5 protein-coding genes are annotated in these 5,532 nt (G+C 68.3%); 4 read left to right on the forward strand and 1 reads right to left on the reverse strand.

Features of this window, described 5'->3' with window-relative positions; genetic code table 11:
* The first annotated feature begins 420 nt into the window (after positions 1 to 420).
* From ABD225_RS14280 to sucD, 4 genes are all read left to right on the forward strand, one after another.
* Positions 421 to 921: an RNA polymerase sigma factor gene (locus ABD225_RS14280; protein WP_344086791.1), complete on the forward strand. Its 501-nt coding sequence runs from the start codon at positions 421 to 423 to the stop codon at positions 919 to 921.
* Positions 918 to 2,342, forward strand: a complete 1,425-nt coding sequence (locus ABD225_RS14285) for a beta propeller repeat protein (protein ID WP_344086794.1) — start codon at positions 918 to 920, stop codon at positions 2,340 to 2,342. Before ABD225_RS14280 ends, ABD225_RS14285 begins: the two co-directional genes overlap by 4 nt.
* Before the next feature lie 157 nt (positions 2,343 to 2,499).
* The gene (gene sucC, locus ABD225_RS14290; protein WP_344086797.1) at positions 2,500 to 3,702 is read left to right on the forward strand and encodes an ADP-forming succinate--CoA ligase subunit beta; all 1,203 of its coding nucleotides are present in this window, start codon (positions 2,500 to 2,502) and stop codon (positions 3,700 to 3,702) included.
* A gap of 39 nt (positions 3,703 to 3,741) precedes the next feature.
* A complete protein-coding gene (sucD, locus tag ABD225_RS14295; protein ID WP_344086800.1) occupies positions 3,742 to 4,632 on the forward strand; it encodes a succinate--CoA ligase subunit alpha in 891 nt (296 codons plus the stop codon).
* Between the two features lie 145 nt (positions 4,633 to 4,777).
* On the opposite strand, the gene ABD225_RS14300 is transcribed toward sucD, so the two are convergent.
* Positions 4,778 to 5,422, reverse strand: a complete 645-nt coding sequence (locus ABD225_RS14300) for a prepilin peptidase (RefSeq protein WP_344086803.1) — start codon at positions 5,420 to 5,422, stop codon at positions 4,778 to 4,780.
* Positions 5,423 to 5,532: the final 110 nt, after the last annotated feature.

Raw genomic sequence — 5,532 nt, forward strand, 5'->3', positions numbered from 1 at the left:
CCGACACCATCAACCGAGCCTCAACGTCGCGGCGCCGACAGCAAAAACGTCATCGGTGGATCCGGGCTTAGGGGGGAGGGGCCTGGGGGGATGGCCCGGGAAGGGGGCGTTCTTTCTACGGTAGCGTGATCGTTTCGTTATCCAAAATTCAAGGACCTTCGCCGCCGCGTGATGCTGCCCACGTGATAACCGGCCTCGAACTCGCCCGTCGCGCCCGAGCCCGCCCTGACCTGCAGGTATGCTGCCGCGTTCCCGCCGCGCGTGGCCGGCGTGGCCACGGCATGCCGGCGGCACGCGCGAGTCGTACCATCGGGGTCGTAATCGGGGGGAAAAAGCACCCAACCGTGGACCGGCCAGCGGCGTCCACACCATATGACCGCGATCGCCGTGCCCCGAGGGCTGAGCTGGGATAGGAGGGCTGTGGCCAACGGCGTCAGCGGTTCGGCCGCGGATGAAGCCGCGGTCCGGGAGGTCTACCGCGCCAACTACGGCATGCTCGCCGGCTGGTGCGCCCAGCTCGTCGGCGACCGCGACCTCGCCCATGATGTGGCCACCGAGGCCTTCGTTCGCCTGCTCGCCCATTGGGGGACTGTCGCCGAGCCGCGCGCTTGGCTCTACACCGCCGCCGCGAACATCATCCGCGACCACTGGCGCAAGAAGAGCCGCGAACAGGTGGCCTATGGCAAGGTCGGTCACGACATCGAGACCGGATCCGAACACGACCTGGCCCGCGATCTGTCCGTGCGCGATGCCGTGCAGTCCCTGCCAGACCGGCTGCGCACCGCCGTCATGCTGCATTACTTCGCCGACCTGTCCATCGCCCAGGTGGCCGGGCAACTCGGCAAATCCGAGGGGGCCGTCAAACGTGATCTGTGGGATGCCCGCCAGCGTCTCGCGGCCCGACTGGAGGGTGCCCGATGAACGACCACGATCCCATCGAGGAGTTCTTCGCCCGAGAACGCGGCGCGATCGAGCCACTGCCCGGCGGCGAGGACCGCTGGCACGACATCGTCGGCCAGGCCCGGGCTCGCCGTGCGCCCCAGCGCCGGTGGATCGGGTATGCCGCGGCGGTCGCCGCCGCGGCCACGCTCGCCGGAACCGGTGGCTGGCTGCTGCGCGGCTCGCTGCCGGGTGGCGATGGTGGTGACCGGGTCGCGGGTCGACAAACGTCGGTGAGCCAGACGACCAGCGCGAGCGGTCCGCATACCTCCAGCACGTCGTCGGCGACCCCGTCGGTGACCGAGCCGACCACCTCCGCGTCGCGCCCGACCAGCAAGACCTCAACGATTAACCCGACGAACCTGCCTGTCCCGCAAGACTTCTCACTGATGTCGATGAGCTATGCCGGCAAGGACACCATCCTGGCACTCGGCTCTGGGACCTGCAGCGGCAGGGGCTGCGCCACCGTCATCCGGTCCACCGACAATGGCAAGACCTGGAATATCGTCGCGAGCGTCGACAATGTCGAAAGCCCCGGGCGCGGTGCGGTGAGCTCTGTTGGGACCGACAACGCCCTGACCGGGATCCGGATGGCCAACCCCGAGGTCGGCTGGATCTTCGGTGGCCGGTTGATGAAGACCACCGACGGTGGCAGTCACTGGGAAGCGGTCGAGCATGACGGACAGGCCGTCGTCGACCTCGCCACCAATGGGACGGACGCCGTCCTGACGGTGGCGCTCGACGGATGTGACGGCACCAAGTGCAGCGGGGATGTCTCCGTGCAGAAGACGACGATCAACGATATGGCGACGCGCGAGATTGGTCGCGTCTCGATGACGGAGGCAACCGACTCGGCAGATGTCGAGTTCACGCTGCAGGGCGCCGCGATCGTGCAGGTCGCCGCTGTCGGCACGTCCGGGGCCGGCGCGTATGCCGTGGCCGGCGACACCATGACCGGCATCGACCTCGGCTGTGGTGATGTGCGCGGGAGTTATGTCGCGGCCTCGGGCGGGGCGCTCGACTTCCGCGCCTGCCGCACCGGTGATGGCGAGTGGAGCTTCGCGAAGACAGCGCAGTCTTCCGGTCAGCAGCCTGAGTTCACGCCGATCGACGGCTCGGCGCTTCTGGGTCCTGGCGTCTTCGCAAGCTTCGCGGCCACCGGCGAGGAGAACCTCGTCGCGGCCTCCGGCGGCCGCTCGGGGGACGGTCGGCTGCTGGTCTCGCACGATGGTGGCCAGAGCTGGCAGGTGCCGGCAGTCGCGCCGCCGATTCCCGAGCGTGGCTGGCGCTGGGTGGCTTCGCCGGGTGCCAGTTGGTATTACGCGATCCCCGCCGACGGCTTCCGCGGATTCTGGCGCAGCACCGATCAGGGTGAGACCTGGGAGAAGGTCGGCCTCGGTTGACGGCATACCCGCCGGTAGCCCGCGAACGGTCACTTTGAGCGCCGGATGGCGGGTCATGTGATCCGTCCGACCGGTGATCTGGTCGGGATCATTGCGCCGAACCCTTTAGGCTCGGACCGACCCCTGCCGCATCGATGCAAGCGAGGACGGACCAAGCGTGGACCTTTACGAGTACCAGGCACGTGACCTTTTCGAGCAGCACGGGGTCCCCGTGCTCGGCGGCGCCGTCGCCACGACTCCCGAGCAGGCGCGCGCTGCGGCCGAGACGGTCGGCGCCAAGAGCGGTGGCGTCACCGTCGTCAAGGCCCAGGTCAAGACCGGTGGCCGTGGCAAGGCTGGCGGCGTCAAGGTCGCCAAGACCGCGGACGAGGCGCAGGAGTATGCCGAGCAGATCCTCGGCATGGACATCAAGGGCCACACGGTCAAGACCGTGATGATCGCCCAGGGCGCGAAGATCGCCGAGGAGTATTACTTCTCGATCCTGCTCGACCGGGCCAACCGGGGCTATCTCGCCATGTGCTCCAAAGAGGGCGGCATGGACATCGAGACGCTCGCGGTCGAGCGCCCCGAGGCGCTCGCCCGGATCGCGGTGGACCCCAATGTCGGCATCGATGACGCCAAGGCCCGCGAGATCGTGGAGGCGGCCCGCTTTGACGCCGAGACCGGCGAGAAGATCGTGCCCGTCCTGCAGAAGCTGTGGGGGGTTTACCGCGACGAGGATGCGACCTTGGTCGAGGTCAACCCGCTGGTCAAGACCGAGGACGGCGAGATCGTCGCCCTCGACGGCAAGGTCTCGATCGACGAGAACTCCGACTTCCGCCACCCGGAGCACGACGCCTTTGTCGACCACTCCAAGACCGACCCGCTGGAAGTCCTGGCGATTGAGCGGCACCTGAACTACGTCAAGCTGGACGGCGATGTCGGCATCATCGGCAATGGCGCGGGCCTGGTCATGAGCACCCTGGATGTCGTGGCCTATGCCGGCGAGGAGTTCACGAATGCCGACGGTGCCCACCCCAAGCCCGCGAACTTTCTCGACATTGGCGGCGGCGCCAATGCCGAGGTGATGGCCAACGGCCTCGATGTGATCTTCGAGGACAAGCAGGTCAAGGCGGTCTTCGTTAACGTCTTCGGCGGCATCACCGCCTGCGATGCGGTCGCCGATGGCATCGTCAAGGCCTACGGAATCCTCGAAGGCCACGGCAAGTCGCCCAAGCCGCTGGTCGTGCGCCTCGACGGCAATAACGCCGAAGAGGGTCGCCGAATCCTCGATGAGGCTGCCCTTCCGCTGCTGGAGCGCGTCGACACGATGGACGGCGCCGCGCGCCGCGTCGCCGAACTCGCCGCCGCGGCCAACTGAACGCAACGGACCCAGGGATAAGGACGGCATACAACAGCCATGGCAATCTTTCTCACCGAAAACTCCAAGGTCATCGTTCAGGGCATGACCGGCTCCGAAGGCTTGAAGCACACCACGCGCATGCTCGCCTCGGGCACCAATGTGGTGGGCGGGGTGAACCCGCGTAAGGCGGGCACGACCGTCGACTTCCCCGAGGGCAAGCAGGTCCCGGTCTTCGGGACCGTCGCCGAGGCGATGGCGCAGACCGGCGCCGATGTCTCGGTGCTCTTCGTGCCCCCGGCCTTCACCAAGGCCGCCGTCATCGAGGCGATCGACGCCGGGATCGGCCTCGCGGTCGTCATCACCGAGGGCGTCGCGGTCAAGGACACCGCTGAGTTCTACAACTACAGCCTCGGCAAGGGCACCCGGATCATCGGCCCGAACTGCCCCGGCCTGATCAGCCCCGGGAAGTCGAATGCCGGCATCATCCCCGCCGACATCGCCGGCCCGGGCAAGATCGGTCTGGTGTCGAAGTCGGGCACCTTGACCTATCAGATGATGTTCGAACTGCGCGACTTCGGCTTCTCCACCGGCGTCGGCATCGGCGGTGACCCGATCATCGGCACCACCCACATCGACTGCCTCGAAGCCTTCGAGAACGACCCCGAGACCGTGGCGATCGTGATGATCGGCGAGATCGGTGGCGACGCGGAGGAGCGGGCCGCGGCATACATCAAGGAGCACGTGACCAAGCCAGTCGTCGGCTATGTCGCCGGCTTCACCGCGCCCGAGGGCAAGACGATGGGCCACGCCGGTGCCATCGTGTCCGGCTCCTCCGGCACCGCCCAGGCCAAGAAGGAAGCCCTCGAGGCGGCCGGCGTCAAGGTCGGCAAGACCCCGTCCGAAACCGCCGCCCTGATGCGCGAGATCATGGAGTCCCTCCCCGCCTGACCCGTGACGCGCGGGAGCCTGTAGGTTTCCCGCCCGATGCCGGAAACCCTTCCTTTGTGCCGGAAAGCTTCTGACACAAACAAAGGGTTTGCGGCACTGGGCGGGAAACCTACATCCGGCACCGGCGGCCCGGGGGAGAGGCGGGTTACTGGAACGGGAGGAGCAGGAGCGCGGCGCCAATCATGAAGGGGCCGAACGCGATTCGGGTGTTGCGCGCGGCCCGGCGGCGGACCAGCAGGGCCGCGGCATACACGCCGGCGATGACGAACGTCAGGTAGGTGGCGACGAGGGCGGGTGGCCAGCCGAACCAGCCGAGCAGGATCCCGATGAGCCCGGCGAGCGTGACATCGCCGCGCCCGAGCCCGCGGCGCAAGGCGATCAGGTGCAGCAGGTGGTATGCCGCCCACAAGGTCGCCCCAACCATCGCGGCGCGCTGCAGGGGTTGCCAGGAGTCGATGGCCCACGAGTTGAGGGTGGTCAGCCCGAGCAGCGCCGGATAAGCAGGCCAGGTGATCGCGCGCGGGAGCCGGTGAACCTCTAAGTCGATCGCGGCGAGCGCGAGCCCGACGATCACCGCGAGCACGCCGGTCAGCACGACGCTGAGGGGCCAGTCCGAGAGGCCGTATGCCGTGACCCCGGCCGTCGCGGACGTCACCGGCGGCAGCCAGCGCGCCGGTCGCGGGGGCGGGTCATCGTCATACCGGAACGCCCCGCCGGCGAGGCGCGCCCGAGCCCACCAGCCGCCGAGGCCGCCGGCCACGGCGGCGAGCAGGGTGAGCGCGAACTCCATGCCGCCGACCCTAAGCCGCACGGCCGCGCGGCGCTCGCCGCCATCCACAGGCTCGCCCGCGGCCCGTCGAGTTCGGGAAACACGCCGACGGCGAGGTGCGTGTGTGGGCG

It is taken from the genome of Nostocoides veronense (assembly GCF_039531185.1).
Classification (GTDB): domain Bacteria; phylum Actinomycetota; class Actinomycetes; order Actinomycetales; family Dermatophilaceae; genus Nostocoides_A; species Nostocoides_A veronense.